Consider the following 13,459-nt stretch of genomic DNA (forward strand, 5'->3'; position numbering starts at 1 on the left):
GGCAAACTTTCCTCATCGCAATAGTCTGGAGTGATCCCGTATGCCTGCGAAGGAACATCTAGCCACAGGTAATTTACAAGAAGCGCTCAAGATCACTCAGGAGCAAGTGCGAAAAAAGCCTGAGGACGTCAAAGAACGCATCCTCCTTTTCCAGCTCTATTGCGTCAATGGAGACTGGCTCAAAGCCAAAAAGCAACTTCCAATCATCCGGCAGTTTGATGAAAGTGCCGTGCCTATGGTGGAGACTTACTCCCGCTTGCTGGATATGGAGCAATTGCGCGAAGAAGTCTTTTCAGGCGACAAGACGCCCCTGCTCTTTGGCGAACCCAAAGAATGGCTTTCTTTCCTGGTTCAAGCCCTCAAGTTCGATAGTGAGAAGAACGAACAAGCGGCAATTGAGCTTCGGGATAAAGCCTTTGAAGAAGCAGACGCAATTTCCGGAACCATCAATGGTGAAAAGTTCGAGTGGCTGGCAGATGCCGACCCGCGACTTGGCCCCGTTCTTGAGCTTATGATGAGCAACGCCTATTACTGGGTTCCGTACTCCGCAATCAAATCCATCAGAATTCCAGAGCCTCGTGATCTGCGGGACATGTGCTGGACACCTGTGAACCTTCTTTGGGTCAATGGTGGCCCTGCAAATGGTTTCATTCCAACACGTTACGTTGAGACTGTTCATTCAGACGACCCAAACCTCAAGCTTTCCCGTTTAACCACCTGGAACGAAGACAGACCGATCGGGCAACGTATGTTTGCGCATGAAAGCGCAGAGATCCCTCTGCTTGAGGTGCGAGCGATCAACTTTGACACTGAACTGGATATTCATAAGGACATCGGCCCCGTAACGGGCGCAGATGATGCCGCATCTTCAACGGAGGGAGGCCATGGCTGAACGCCCTCTTGCTGATCGGTTGGTCCCGTCTTTGTTGGATCGTCTTACAGATGACAACCCGTTTCAGCAGGTGGAGCCTCGCGAAGCCCGTGTCACCAGTTCGGTTAATCTTCGGTATTCCATTCAACGTGATTTGGAGTGGCTTTTTAACACAACCCGCCTGGCATCAGATATTGATTTGACACCCTATCCCGAAGTCCAGTCCTCCGTCTTAAATTTTGGAATTCCAGACCTAGGCGCGATGACAAGCAAAAGTGCTGAAGAGATTGAAGACATCTTGCATGAGGCAATCGTACATTTCGAGCCTCGCCTTATCGCAGATAATCTTTTGGTTTCTATCGTTGAACCTAATAAGCCACGCCGCTCCAATCGTCTGGACTTCCAGATTGAAGGGCAGTTGTGGTCCCAACCTTTGCCACAAGCCTTGTACCTGCGCACTGAGTTCGACCTTGATGTGCATGCGGTGCAAATAGCTAAACCGCGCCAGCGAGGTTCTTGACATGAAGCCTTGGCTGCTTCCGTATTACAACAGAGAATTACAGCATATTCGCGAAAGCGCCTCTGAATTTGCGGAGGCATACCCCAAAGTCGCCGGACGTCTTGGGTTGAGCGGTTTTGACTGTGCAGACCCGTACGTTGAACGTCTTCTGGAAGGCTTTGCATTCCTGACTGCGCGTGTTCAATACAAGCTGGACGCTCAATTCCCTCAGTTTACGCAGCACCTTCTTGAGATGGTGTATCCTCACTTTCTGGCTCCAGTTCCATCCATGCTTATCGCAAGTTTAGAACCGGATATGACGCAGGGTTCCCTGAAGGATGGGTATGTGATCCCTCGCGGAACGCAGTTACGCAGCCGCAAGAGTGCCCGCGGAGCGACGCCTTGTATCTATAACACTGCCCATGAAACAACCCTTTGGCCAATTACGATAGAGGCCATCGATTATCTGGCGAGCCCAAGCGAACTGGCCGCTCAAAAGGTTGAGGTGAAAAATGGAGCAAAAGCCGGACTTCGCATTCGACTAAAAACGGTTGGCAATATTCCATTTAACGAGCTCGCACTGGACGAATTGCCGCTGTATCTGCGCGGTGGAGGCTCACAACCGGTGAAGCTTTATGAGCAAATCATCGGCAATTGCACTGGCGTTTCGATCCGTCCAACAAGTTTGCCTACTTCCTGGGAAATCAGTCTTTCCTCCGAGATCGTGAACACGCGTGGGTATGGAGACGAAGATGCGCTTCTTCCTTATGGTCCACAATCCTTCAGCGGGTACCGTCTGTTGCAAGAGTACTTCGCATTTCCACACCGTTTCCTGTTTGTTGAACTGACCAATCTGCAACCTGCCGTTCGTCAATGCGAGACGGATGAAATGGATATCTTCCTGCTCTTTGATCGGATTGACAAAGATCTGGAACGTGCTGTTGATCGCGCCAACATCTCATTGTTCTGCACGCCCGCAATCAACCTGTTCTCAACGCGCCTTGACCGTTTGCATATCAACGATAAGCGCAGCGATCATCATGTGGTGCCAGACAGATCGAAACCGCTCGATTACGAGATTTATCAGTTACAAGAGGTTGAAGGGTTCAGCTCGCAAGGCGATGCCCCGCAGATCTTCAAGCCGTTCTACAGCCTATCAAGTACGCAAGACCTACAAAGTGAAGGCGCTTACTACACGGTGAACCGCAAACAGCGGCTTGCAACGGCCAAACGTCAGATGTCAGGTGGGCGGAGTAATTATCTTGGCACAGAGATTTTTGTCAGTCTCGTAGATGCGAAAGACGCTCCCTATAATCTGGCACTCAACCAGCTGGGCATCCGCGCGCTTTGTACAAACCGGGATCTGCCATTGATGATGCCGATTGGTGCCGGAAAGTCTGATTTTTCCCTTCCGGAAGGTGGGCCAGTTGAAGCAGTGAAATGCATCGATGGGCCCAGTCGCCCACGTCCTTCGAACATCTTTGGTGAGACCGCATGGCGTTTCATCAATCATCTCTCACTGAATTACCTCAGTATTGCAGACAACAACGATACAGATGGTGCGCAAGCACTGCGTTCCATCCTGCATCTGTATGCGCCACTGGGTGACAGTTCCACAACACAACAGATCGATGGCGTACGCTCAATCAAATCCACACGAGCGGTTCGCCGCCTCCCTGGACAAGGTCTTTCATCCGTGGCGCGCGGACTTGAGCTCAACATTACGCTTGATGAAGCTGCCTTTGAAGGCACGGGTGTGTTCTTGCTTGGTGCTGTGCTCAATGAGTTCTTTGCTCGTTACGTTTCGATCAACAGCTTCACCGAGACAGTGATCAGATCCAACGTACGCGGTGAAGTGATGCGCTGGCCCTGCCAGATCGGGAGGCGTCACAGATTATGACCGGCTCGCAAACACCACCTCCTCCCGGCTCATCTGGTCCACCCAAGCCTCGCGATGAGCAAGGCGCATTGCCCGTACCGGTTAAAGCAGACGTAACGCCTGAAGTTCGGTGGAAGCAGCGTTTGCGCTCGGCTGAGAAAGATTACCTCAGTTACGAATTTTTGCCTTTGGTGCGGCTTATTGAGTGTTCTAACCCGGATATGCCTCGGATCGGAACGTCACGGCGCTGTCAGGATGATCCTGTTCGATTTTCTCATGAACCGCATCTGCAGTTTGAAGCCTCAACAATAACGGCATTCAAGCAAGGTGTTGGAACAAAACCCAGCCGGTTAACCAGCAGGTTTTTAGGGCTATTTGGACCCAACGGTCCAATGCCGCTTCATCTGACTGAGTATGCCTTTAAGCGGGAACATCAACACCGCGACACCACTATGCGTGCGTTCGCGGATGTCTTTCACCACCGTATCCTGAGCTTATTTTACCGTGCGGCGATTACAGGGGAGCCTGCATTCAGCTTTGATCGCCCCGAACAGGACCGGTATTCGATCTATACCGGAGCGCTCGCAGGATTTGGACCGACTGAATTTCGGCATCGTGATGATCTGCCAGATGTGGTGAAGTACCACTTCGCTGGCCGTCTCGCCTTGCAAACGCGCGGGGCTGATGGATTGCTGGCTATTTTAAGCTGTTACTTCAACCTTCCCGTCGCTCTGGAAGAGTTTATCGGAGAATGGCTGTATCTACCCAAAAATCAAGTGACGGCCCTCAACGGCTTTCGCAATGCCGGGCTTCTCGGTGTTGGAGCTGCACTGGGGGGGCGTGTTTGGTCCAGCGACACAAAGTTCCGTGTGGCGTTCGGTCCTCTGAGCTTACGTGACTATGAAGGTCTGCTTCCTGATGGTGTTTCCATGCCGCGTTTGCTTTCAGCCGTCAGAGCCTATTGCGGCGATGAGCTGGAGTGGGATGTGGCTCTTGTCCTTAAGCGCAATCAGGTGCCGACTACCCGGCTTGGACAATATGGAAAGCTTGGCTGGACCACCTGGTTGTCTCCTAAAAAACAAGGTGATCCGGTTCGAGATCTCAATTTACGCCCACGACAAGTTACTGAAAAATCAAAAGCATCTGTTCACAACAACAATCGTGCGAAGGCTGCCTAGGAGTTCCCATGAGTGATATCAAACGAGCGTCCCTCTTCGGTAAATTGAATCCGACCTGCTATCAGGCAATCGACAGCGCTACGACTTTTTGTAAGATGCGCGGCAATCCTTATGTGGAGTTGGAGCATTGGTTCCAGCAGTTGTTGAGTGGTCAAGATTCAGATCTGCACCGCATCTTGCGGGATGCAGAGATCGATGAGGCCCGGCTCGCGAGTGATCTCACCAAAGCCTTGGACAAGTTGCCCCGAGGAGCCAGTTCTGTCAGCGATCTGTCTCAGCACGTGGAAGAGGCCGTTGAACGCGGTTGGGTTTATGCCACTTTGATGTTTGGTGATAATGCCATCCGCAGCGGTTACCTTCTGATTGGCATCCTAAAAACACCGGGCCTTCGCAATACGCTCTTTGGCATTTCGCGTCTGTTTGAGAACATTTCAGCTGATGATGTTGCGACACGATACAAAAAGATCACAGAAGGCTCTCCTGAAGAGGGAAAAGCCAAGGATGGAACGCAACTTGATGCTGGCGAACAGAAAGCCACTGCTCCGGGGCTAAAGTCAGCTGATGAAGCGTTAGACGCCTACTGCACAGACATCACGGCAAAGGCAAAAGCTGGACAGTTGGATCCGGTTATTGGCCGTGAAGAAGAAATTCGCCAGATCATCGACACGCTGATGCGCCGTCGTCAAAACAATCCGATCCTGACTGGTGAAGCTGGGGTTGGTAAAACGGCTGTGGTTGAAGGTTTGGCCATCCGCATTGCAGAGGGCGACGTGCCCCCATCCATCAAGGATGTGCGCGTTCTATTGCTTGATGTCGGGTTATTGCAGGCTGGTGCTGGCGTAAAAGGCGAATTTGAAGATCGCCTTCGCAAGATACTGGATGCAGTGCGCTCCTCTGTGCAACCGATCATCCTGTTCATTGATGAAGCTCACACGCTCATTGGTGCAGGCGGTGCTGCGGGAACCGGTGATGCAGCCAACCTCTTGAAGCCAGCCCTTGCTCGCGGTGAACTACGAACAATCGCCGCAACAACATGGTCTGAATACAAGAAGCACATTGAGAAGGACCCTGCCCTCGCTCGCCGCTTCCAGAACATTTTGGTTGAAGAACCTGATCCGGATAAAGCAGTTGCAATCATGCGCGGTGTTGCAGCAATGCTTGAAGAGCATCATCAGGTCCAGATTCTGGATGAAGCACTTGAAGCTGCTGTACATTTGTCGATGCGCTTTATTCCTGCAAGGCAGCTGCCAGACAAGGCAATCAGCCTGATTGATACTGCCTGCGCCCGTGTTGCTCTTTCCCAACATGCAACACCAGCTGCTGTCGATGATTGCCGCAAACGACTTGTCATGATTGAAACGGAACGAGATATCCTTGAACGAGAGGTGCAGTCCGGTTTCGATGTCGGTGACAAGCTCACTGACGTGCACAAGAAGCTTGCTGAACTTGAGAAAGAACGTGAAGCTCTTGAAGCTGAATGGTTGAAAGAGCAATCGCTTGTTACAGAAATTCTGAAACTGCGTGAGGTGTTCCGCCAAACCAATGGAGATGAGAACGCAGATACGGCTCCAATCAAGAAGGAGCTGGATCAGAAACTTGAGGAACTGACCGAACTACAAGGTGAGCACCCTCTCATTCTTCCTGAAGTGGATGGCCAAGCGGTTGCAACAATTGTTTCTGACTGGACGGGCATCCCAACTGGACGCATGGTCTCTAACGAGATTAAGACTGTGTTGCACCTGAGCGATATCCTGAGGAAGCGGATCATCGGTCAGGATCACGCTATGGAGGTGATCGCTCGCCGCGTAAAAACCTCTCGTGCTAATCTTGATAATCCAAGTCGCCCAATCGGTGTGTTCCTTCTGGTCGGACCAAGTGGTGTTGGTAAAACCGAGACAGCCTTAGCACTTGCAGAGACCCTTTATGGCGGTGAACAGAATCTTATCACCATCAACATGAGTGAGTTTCAGGAGTCCCATACGGTCTCCACGCTAAAAGGCTCTCCTCCAGGGTATGTGGGTTACGGTGAAGGCGGCGTCTTGACAGAAGCCGTGCGTCGCAGACCTTACAGCATTGTGTTGCTGGATGAGGTTGAGAAAGCCCACCCTGATGTGCACGAACTCTTCTTCCAGGTCTTCGACAAAGGCATGATGGAGGATGGCGAAGGCCGGAAGATCAACTTCAAGAACACTTTGATCCTGCTGACCGCCAATGTGGGCAGTGACCTCATTTTGGATATGTGCGCAGACGAAGATCTGACACCGGATCCAGAGGGAATTGCCAAGGCTTTAAGACCCCCACTCCTGAAAGCCTTTCCGGCAGCCCTTTTGGGCCGGCTTGTAACCGTGCCTTACTACCCGCTAAGCTCTCCTGTCATTCATAAGATTATCAATCTGCAACTTGGCCGAATTGGTGATCGTATCCTTGAGAACCACAATGTGACGTTCACTTGGGATGACTCAGTTGTTGCTTTGATAGAGAGCAGGTGCGCGGAAATTGAGAGTGGTGGCCGTATGATCGATGCGATCCTGACCAACACCCTTCTCCCGGATATTAGTACAGAATTCCTAAAGAACATGAGTGAAGACAAGAAGATCACAGAACTCAAGGTTCTGACTGATGGTGATGCATTTGACTACAAGTTCAAGAAGTCACCTGTGGCAAAAAAAGATAAGCACAAGAAGAAATAGGCCCTTCACAGACCATTCAGGTAAATCTGAAAGCAAAATCAAAACATAGGCTTATTACTTTTTTTACCACAGAAACTAACTGAAACAAAACACGTCGGAACTACTTTTCCAAGTGACGAGGAGTCCAACGATGCAGAAAGTTAAACAATCGGCGAGGAGACGGTCGACACGCATTCCTGCGTGGCGTCTTACTTTGCGCCGTATTGTTCGTTCTGATGCCTTTCAGTACACCTTTCTCATCTTGATTGTTGTCAACGCCATCAGCCTGGGGCTGGCAACGTCTCCCTCCGTGCGACGCTTGACCGGAGATGGTCAGATCATTTTTGATGATGTGATTATCGGACTTTTCATCTTGGAATTTGTTCTGAAAATCATGGCGTTTGGCACGCGGTTTTTCAAAAGCTGGTGGAACATCTTCGACATTTCAGTGGTTAGCTTCTCACTGCTCCCACAGTCGGGTTATCTCAGCGTTTTGCGTGCCCTTCGGGTTATGCGGGCCATGCGTGTCCTGTCCTTCCTGCCACAATACCGGCAAGTGATGCAGGCGCTGTTGGACGCGCTGCCCGGCATGTTCTCCGTGATGATCGTTCTGGCGCTGATTTATTATGTGTTTGCGGTGATGGCGACTGGCTTGTTCGGCGCAAGTTTCCCCGACTGGTTCGGGGACATTGGCCGATCCTTGTACTCGCTGTTCCAGATCATGACGTTAGAGAGCTGGTCCATGGGGATCGTACGTCCCGTAATGAAGATCTATCCCTACGCCTGGGCTCTTTTCATACCCTTTATCTTCCTGACTGCATTTGCGGTGCTCAACCTGTTTATCGGTCTGATCGTCAGCTCCATGCAGGGCATCTATCAGGAAGAACACAGTGAAGACGTCGAACGCCTTCGCCTGCTCGTATCCGCAGAAAACCGTGCAATCGCCGCTCAATTGGAAGCTGCGCAGTTACAGGTAATCAAAACCCTCGAACGTCTTGAGGACCAGATAGAAACCAATAAGAGAGATTCTGATGAGTGACTCTGACAAGGACGATGATCTTGACGCACTGCTCAATGACATCATAGAGGAAAGTGATGCTCCCACAGAAGGTGAAACCGCTGAAGGTGCATCTGCAAGTGTTTTTGAGCCCGACTTTGGCGAGGTCACATGTGAAGCCCCAAAGCTCAACATCACGCTGGATAGTCCATTCCATCTTGCCGTGATCGGTGATTTTTCTGGTCGTGCCAACCGTATGGCTCTTTACAATGCTGATGAGCTTGCTGTGCTCAAGGGGCATAACGTTGATGTCGATACCGCAGAAGATCTCCCTGCCCGATTCAAGATCAACATTGAACTTGACCTTGCTGGTGATGAAAAAGTCATTCGGTTTGAACCGAACTGCATTGAAGACTTCCACCCTGACGAAATAATCGATGAATTCGAGATATTTGATGAGCTGAAGGCGCTGCGTTCTTCCCTCAAGAACCCCGGAACTTTCAGCAATGCGGCTGCAACCATTGATGAGTGGCTGGAGAACAAAGGCGAAAAGCCTGTCTCACAGCGCAACTCGCGTGGATCAGTCATTCCAGTTGACAAGAAGCTGAGTGACTTTTCAGCTCTCATTGATCGCCCCGTTGAAGAACATGAAGAGGCCGACGACTTTACAGATCTGATTGGTAAGATTGTCTCGCCCCACATTACTCCAGCCGACAACCCACAGCTCGATGATTACCTTGAGATCATCGAGACTGTGATGACCACAACACTGCGTAAAATCCTTCAAAACGCTGACTTCCAGTCTCTTGAGAGTGTTTGGCGCGTTATTGATATGTTGTCACGCCGAATTGAGACCTCAACAGCACTCAAGATAACGCTCTATGACATTTCTGCGGAAGATTTTGCAAGAGACCTCAGCGCCACCAACAAGCTTGAAGAAACAGGTTTATATCGTCTCTTCGTGGAAAATGCGTTGCAGGATGAAGGTGTTGGCACGCCGAGTGCAATTGTTGGCCTTTACACATTCGACATGACACCACCTCATGCAGAGCTTCTGGGGCGTATGTCAAAGATCTGTGCGCATGCGCACGCACCTTTCCTGACATCTCTGGATCGCAACAATGCCACCAGAAAATTTGCTGAGCTTCCTAAGATTACCGAAAAGACGTGGCAGAGTCTGCGTGCCATGCCAGAAAGCAATTACATTGGCCTGAGCTTGCCACGCTTCATGCTTCGAATGCCTTATGGCGCAAAAACCGACCCCATTGATGCATTCAGCTTTGAAGAGTTTGACGAGCAAGTTGGCCTGAAAGCCATGTTGTGGGGCAACCCTGCAGCCCTGATTGGTCTTGTGCTTGCAAAAGACTATGAAACCAATGGCGGCGGCATGAAGCCAGGATCGATCCTGACACTCAATGAAATGCCCTTCCACTACGTTCACGACCAGTATGGTGATCAGGTTGCCCTGCCCTGTACTGATCGCATGATCAGTCATCGCAGCGTCGAGCCACTAATGAGACAGAGCTGGATGCCTATTGTCTCTATGAAGGGGCAGCCCGAAGTTCGCATTGCCTCTCTTAATGGCCTGGCCGGTGACACAATTTCTGGACGCTGGTGCGATCAGATTGCAGTGACCAAAGCTGCCGAGACACCAAGCCCAAGTGCTGGCGCGCGTGTCAGCATCAGTGGTGGCGACGGCTTAACCCCAGGCATTCAGGCAACAAAAGGTGCTGTTGTTGTCGAGACCATCATTGATCCTAAGAAAACACCCGAAACCATCTTCAGAATTGAGGCTGATCCGCCAGAGCCTCAGGTGAGTGAACCTGAAGCGGCAGAGGTCGAAGAAGACGAAGTTGAAGAGGCACCAGCACCTGCGCCAGCCGCAGCAGCTGCCCCGCCTGCGCCTGTCCACGACACAACAGAGTTGGACAACCTCCTAGCCGATCTTTCAGCAGATGATGAGGAAGAAGCGGATGAAGAGGGTATGGATCCGGAACTCGAAGCACTGCTTGCTGATCTGTAACAATTGATAATGGAGTTTCAAATGGCCGAACTCATTGAGATAGAAGAAGTACCTGAGATTTACGTCATGGAGTACGGCGGCAACTATTATCTTGTTCGCGGCGCCGCTTACCTTGACCAGATTCTGTTTGGCAAAGAGCCACTCAGCTTCCCCGTGCTCATCAAATCCGTCAAAACCTGGGATGAAGTTCTCGTGAATTGGGAGAATACCGGGGGCTCCATGCCCTGGATCCTTAATCCCAGCATTGTTGAACGGATGGAACGAGACAATCGCAAACTGACCTCAGACAGCTTCAACGCCTGAGACCGAACGAGAAACGTTTTAGAAATAGGCAGGTCCTGGAATGTGTGCGAGCAAAGTAACTGAAAATCGGCTGTTCACGATCAGCTTCGATGGTGGAGATGACAGCTTCCACCTTTGGAAGATGAAGATGACCAGCGAAATGAGTGAGCTCTACGAAATGGTCGTAGATTGCCGATCATTCGAGCATGACCTGAGCCTTGATAAGATGCTTGGGCAGACGCTTACGCTTGAAATGAAAAAAGTGTCCGGCACAAGCCTGTCTTCTGACCAGTATCTGAATGGGTTTGTAACCAAAGCCATCTATACGGGACAAGATCATGGCTATTCAACTTACCGGCTTATTGTACGCCCGTGGCTTTGGTTTTTGACCCTCACTAGCAATTGCCGGATCTTCCAGGAAAAGTCGACGCCAGACATCTTGAAGGAAGTCTTTCAGGAAGCTGGTTTTACCGACTTCAAAAACAAGCTGAGTGACAGTTATGATCCCCGGCCCTATTGCGCTCAGTTTCAAGAAACCGACTTCAACTTTATCTGCCGCCTGATGGAGCAGGAAGGGATCTATTATTACTTTGAGCATGAGGACGGTCAACACACCATGGTATTGGCAGATTCCTATAGCGCTCATGAAGACATCAAAGGCGAGTCCAGCCTTCCCTTTTATTCTGAGGAAGACCATTTCCGTCGCGGAGCTGATCACTTTTGGGATTGGCGACACAATGAAGAGATCCAGACGGATGAAGTTGAAATCAATGACTATGATTTCACTAAGCCCACGAGTGATTTGAAAGCTAATGCTAGCGAAAAGAAGTCCCACCAACTTTCTGGCCGCACACGTTACATGTATCCCGGCCATTACGAGGAAGTCAGTGTAGGTGAAAAGCGAGCCAAGGTGCGCGTTGAAGAGGCTAGTGCGGCTTACGCTAAGGTATATGCTCGCGGCAACGTACGTGGATTGCGACCCGGATACCTTTTCAAATTGGATCAGTTTTCAGACGACCCAAATCAGGAAAAAGAATACCTGATCACGAAGGCGATCTGTGAGGTCTCCATCGAGTTTGCGCGCGATGAAGAGCAGGAATTTTATGACGCAATCACCTATGAGATTGAGGCGGTCGATTCCAGCGTTCAATACCGTAAAGCCTCTACTACACCCTGGCCTAATATGAATGGCTTGCAGTCCGCAGTTGTTACTGGCGCGGATGGTGAAGAGATCTGGACCGATGAGTATGGCCGGATCAAAGTGCAGTTCCATTGGGATCGTGACGGACAGAACGATGACAAATCTTCTTGCTGGGTGCGTGTAGCGCAAATGTGGGCAGGTAAAGGTTGGGGCGGTCTCCACATTCCCCGTGTTGGGCAGGAAGTCCTCGTTGATTTCTTAGATGGTGATCCCGACCGACCTATTGTTGTGGGCAGTGTTTACAATGGAGAGCAGACTGTTCCTTATGACCTGCCCGGTGAAGCCACAAAGTCTACGCTTAAGAGCGAGACATCCAAGGAAGGTGGCGGGAACAACGAGTTCCTGTTTGAAGACAAGAAAGATGAGGAACTCGTTCAACTCACGGCTGAGAAGGACTACGAGCGTACCGTCAAAAACAATGAAACCGTCAAGATTGGTTTCGATAAGCAAGAAGATGGTGACCAGACAATCGAGATCTATAACAATCGCAGTCTGACGGTTGATCAGGGTGACGAGACCTACACCATCAAGACCGGTGGCCGAACCACAACCGTCGAAAAAGACGATGCCCTCTCCGTCAAATCTGGCAACCATACCATTACAGTTGAGAGCGGCGACCAGAGCATCTCCATGAAGCAAGGTGCGCAGACTGTTGAAGCCATGAAAGACATCGGTGTGACCTCGCAAACCGGCGATGTGAAAGTGGACGCATCTGCAGGATCGGTGAAGGTCTCCGGAACCCAAGCCATTGAGCTCACCTGTGGTGGCAGCTCGATCAAAATGGATCCCATGTCCATCACCCTTACCGCTGGCCCCAGCTCGCTCAAACTTGAAGCCGCTCAGGCAGAGTTGAAAGGCTTGATGGTGACAGTAAAGGGTGATGTTCAGGCGACCGTTGACGGGACATTGACCACCTTAAAAGGTGCTGGCATCACGACGGTACAAGGTGCTCTCGTCAAGATTAACTGAGGCGCATTATGGAAAATAGCGTGACAAATACTACACTGCTCCTCAACTCCTACAAGGACCTACTGGAAAAGAGACCATTAGAGCTTGGAGATGAAGCAGTACCATTGATAGAGGGACAGAAGCCTTCTATCGAAGTTGTGGATACCTTAGCAGAAGCGGAGCTCATGTCAGACGCCATTAAGGTTCTCGCTCACGCCCTGAGTAAACCACGTGCAGTGTGGTGGGCCAGTCAAGTCAGCAGAGCTACCTTTCCGGAAGGTAGTCAACCACCCGATGAAGACGAAATAGCGCTGAAAGCCGCCGAAGACTGGGCCCGCAAACCCGAAGAAGACCTGCGCCGTGCAGCAATGAAAATTGCTGATGACGGAGGTTATAAAAGCGCCGCTTCTCTTGCCGCGGCAGCGGCTGGTTGGAGTGGCGGTAGTATGGGATCTCCCGAATTTGACCCTGCACCTCCCCCAGAAAACCTAACTAGTATTGCTGTAGGGTCATCTATAGTTTTGTCTGTATACGACAGTAACGTGGAGGACCCTGAAGAGTTCTTAGTCAAAACTTACAAGTTGGGACGAGCACTCGCAGATAATGAAATAGAGGCCCTATGAGTTTCCCAGCAGCACGCATGACAGACATGCACGTCTGTCCAATGGTGACCGGTATCGTTCCTCACGTTGGAGGCCCGATATCTCTTGGAGCACCGACGGTTTTGATCGGAAACTTACCAGCGGCGCGCATGACTGACATGTGCGTATGTGTTGGGCCCCCAGATACAATTATGAAAGGCAGTGTCACCACTTTGATCGCCGGACTGCCGGCGGCGCGCATGCTGGATGTCACGGCTCACGGCGGCACCATCATCCTTGGCTGGCCCACAGTTTTAATCGGGGGCTAAGG

Annotated in this window: 11 protein-coding genes; all 11 read left to right on the forward strand. The window is 50.9% G+C overall.

Annotated features, from left to right (window positions below; genetic code table 11):
* Positions 1–40 precede the first annotated feature (40 nt).
* A complete protein-coding gene (locus PsW74_RS07580; RefSeq protein ID WP_057465258.1) occupies positions 41–892 on the forward strand; it encodes a type VI secretion system accessory protein TagJ in 852 nt (283 codons plus the stop codon).
* Positions 885–1,391: a type VI secretion system baseplate subunit TssE gene (gene tssE, locus PsW74_RS07585; protein ID WP_057465259.1), complete on the forward strand. Its 507-nt coding sequence runs from the start codon at positions 885–887 to the stop codon at positions 1,389–1,391. Before PsW74_RS07580 ends, tssE begins: the two co-directional genes overlap by 8 nt.
* A gap of 1 nt (position 1,392) precedes the next feature.
* The gene (tssF, locus tag PsW74_RS07590; protein WP_063288538.1) at positions 1,393–3,270 is read left to right on the forward strand and encodes a type VI secretion system baseplate subunit TssF; all 1,878 of its coding nucleotides are present in this window, start codon (positions 1,393–1,395) and stop codon (positions 3,268–3,270) included.
* Positions 3,267–4,427: a type VI secretion system baseplate subunit TssG gene (gene tssG / locus PsW74_RS07595; protein ID WP_057465261.1), complete on the forward strand. Its 1,161-nt coding sequence runs from the start codon at positions 3,267–3,269 to the stop codon at positions 4,425–4,427. Before tssF ends, tssG begins: the two co-directional genes overlap by 4 nt.
* A gap of 8 nt (positions 4,428–4,435) precedes the next feature.
* Positions 4,436–7,117: a type VI secretion system ATPase TssH gene (gene tssH / locus PsW74_RS07600; RefSeq protein WP_063288537.1), complete on the forward strand. Its 2,682-nt coding sequence runs from the start codon at positions 4,436–4,438 to the stop codon at positions 7,115–7,117.
* 130 nt (positions 7,118–7,247) lie between these two features.
* Positions 7,248–8,135 (forward strand): ion transporter, encoded by an 888-nt coding sequence (locus tag PsW74_RS07605; RefSeq protein WP_057465263.1) that lies wholly within the window; start codon positions 7,248–7,250, stop codon positions 8,133–8,135.
* Positions 8,128–10,116: a type VI secretion system contractile sheath large subunit gene (locus tag PsW74_RS07610; protein WP_063288536.1), complete on the forward strand. Its 1,989-nt coding sequence runs from the start codon at positions 8,128–8,130 to the stop codon at positions 10,114–10,116. Before PsW74_RS07605 ends, PsW74_RS07610 begins: the two co-directional genes overlap by 8 nt.
* Before the next feature lie 21 nt (positions 10,117–10,137).
* Entirely contained in the window at positions 10,138–10,419 is a 282-nt protein-coding gene (locus PsW74_RS07615; protein WP_063291939.1) for a hypothetical protein, read from the forward strand.
* A gap of 40 nt (positions 10,420–10,459) precedes the next feature.
* Positions 10,460–12,568, forward strand: a complete 2,109-nt coding sequence (tssI, locus tag PsW74_RS07620) for a type VI secretion system tip protein TssI/VgrG (RefSeq protein WP_063288535.1) — start codon at positions 10,460–10,462, stop codon at positions 12,566–12,568.
* Between the two features lie 8 nt (positions 12,569–12,576).
* Complete coding sequence (locus PsW74_RS07625) at positions 12,577–13,170, forward strand: hypothetical protein (protein WP_063288534.1); 594 nt, start codon at positions 12,577–12,579, stop codon at positions 13,168–13,170.
* Positions 13,167–13,457, forward strand: coding sequence for a PAAR domain-containing protein (locus tag PsW74_RS07630; RefSeq protein ID WP_057465268.1), 291 nt, complete (start codon positions 13,167–13,169; stop codon positions 13,455–13,457). The genes PsW74_RS07625 and PsW74_RS07630 overlap by 4 nt, the downstream gene beginning before the upstream one ends.
* Positions 13,458–13,459 lie beyond the last annotated feature (2 nt).

Source organism: Pseudovibrio sp. W74 (assembly GCF_001623085.1).
Taxonomy (GTDB): domain Bacteria; phylum Pseudomonadota; class Alphaproteobacteria; order Rhizobiales; family Stappiaceae; genus Pseudovibrio.

Coding starts and splice junctions, on each gene's coding strand:
- PsW74_RS07580 (WP_057465258.1), top strand. CDS start 41: ATGCCTGCGAAGGAACATCTAGCCACAGGTAATTTACAAGAAGCGCTC.
- tssE (WP_057465259.1), top strand. CDS start 885: ATGGCTGAACGCCCTCTTGCTGATCGGTTGGTCCCGTCTTTGTTGGAT.
- tssF (WP_063288538.1), top strand. CDS start 1,393: ATGAAGCCTTGGCTGCTTCCGTATTACAACAGAGAATTACAGCATATT.
- tssG (WP_057465261.1), top strand. CDS start 3,267: ATGACCGGCTCGCAAACACCACCTCCTCCCGGCTCATCTGGTCCACCC.
- tssH (WP_063288537.1), top strand. CDS start 4,436: ATGAGTGATATCAAACGAGCGTCCCTCTTCGGTAAATTGAATCCGACC.
- PsW74_RS07605 (WP_057465263.1), top strand. CDS start 7,248: ATGCAGAAAGTTAAACAATCGGCGAGGAGACGGTCGACACGCATTCCT.
- PsW74_RS07610 (WP_063288536.1), top strand. CDS start 8,128: ATGAGTGACTCTGACAAGGACGATGATCTTGACGCACTGCTCAATGAC.
- PsW74_RS07615 (WP_063291939.1), top strand. CDS start 10,138: ATGGCCGAACTCATTGAGATAGAAGAAGTACCTGAGATTTACGTCATG.
- tssI (WP_063288535.1), top strand. CDS start 10,460: ATGTGTGCGAGCAAAGTAACTGAAAATCGGCTGTTCACGATCAGCTTC.
- PsW74_RS07625 (WP_063288534.1), top strand. CDS start 12,577: ATGGAAAATAGCGTGACAAATACTACACTGCTCCTCAACTCCTACAAG.
- PsW74_RS07630 (WP_057465268.1), top strand. CDS start 13,167: ATGAGTTTCCCAGCAGCACGCATGACAGACATGCACGTCTGTCCAATG.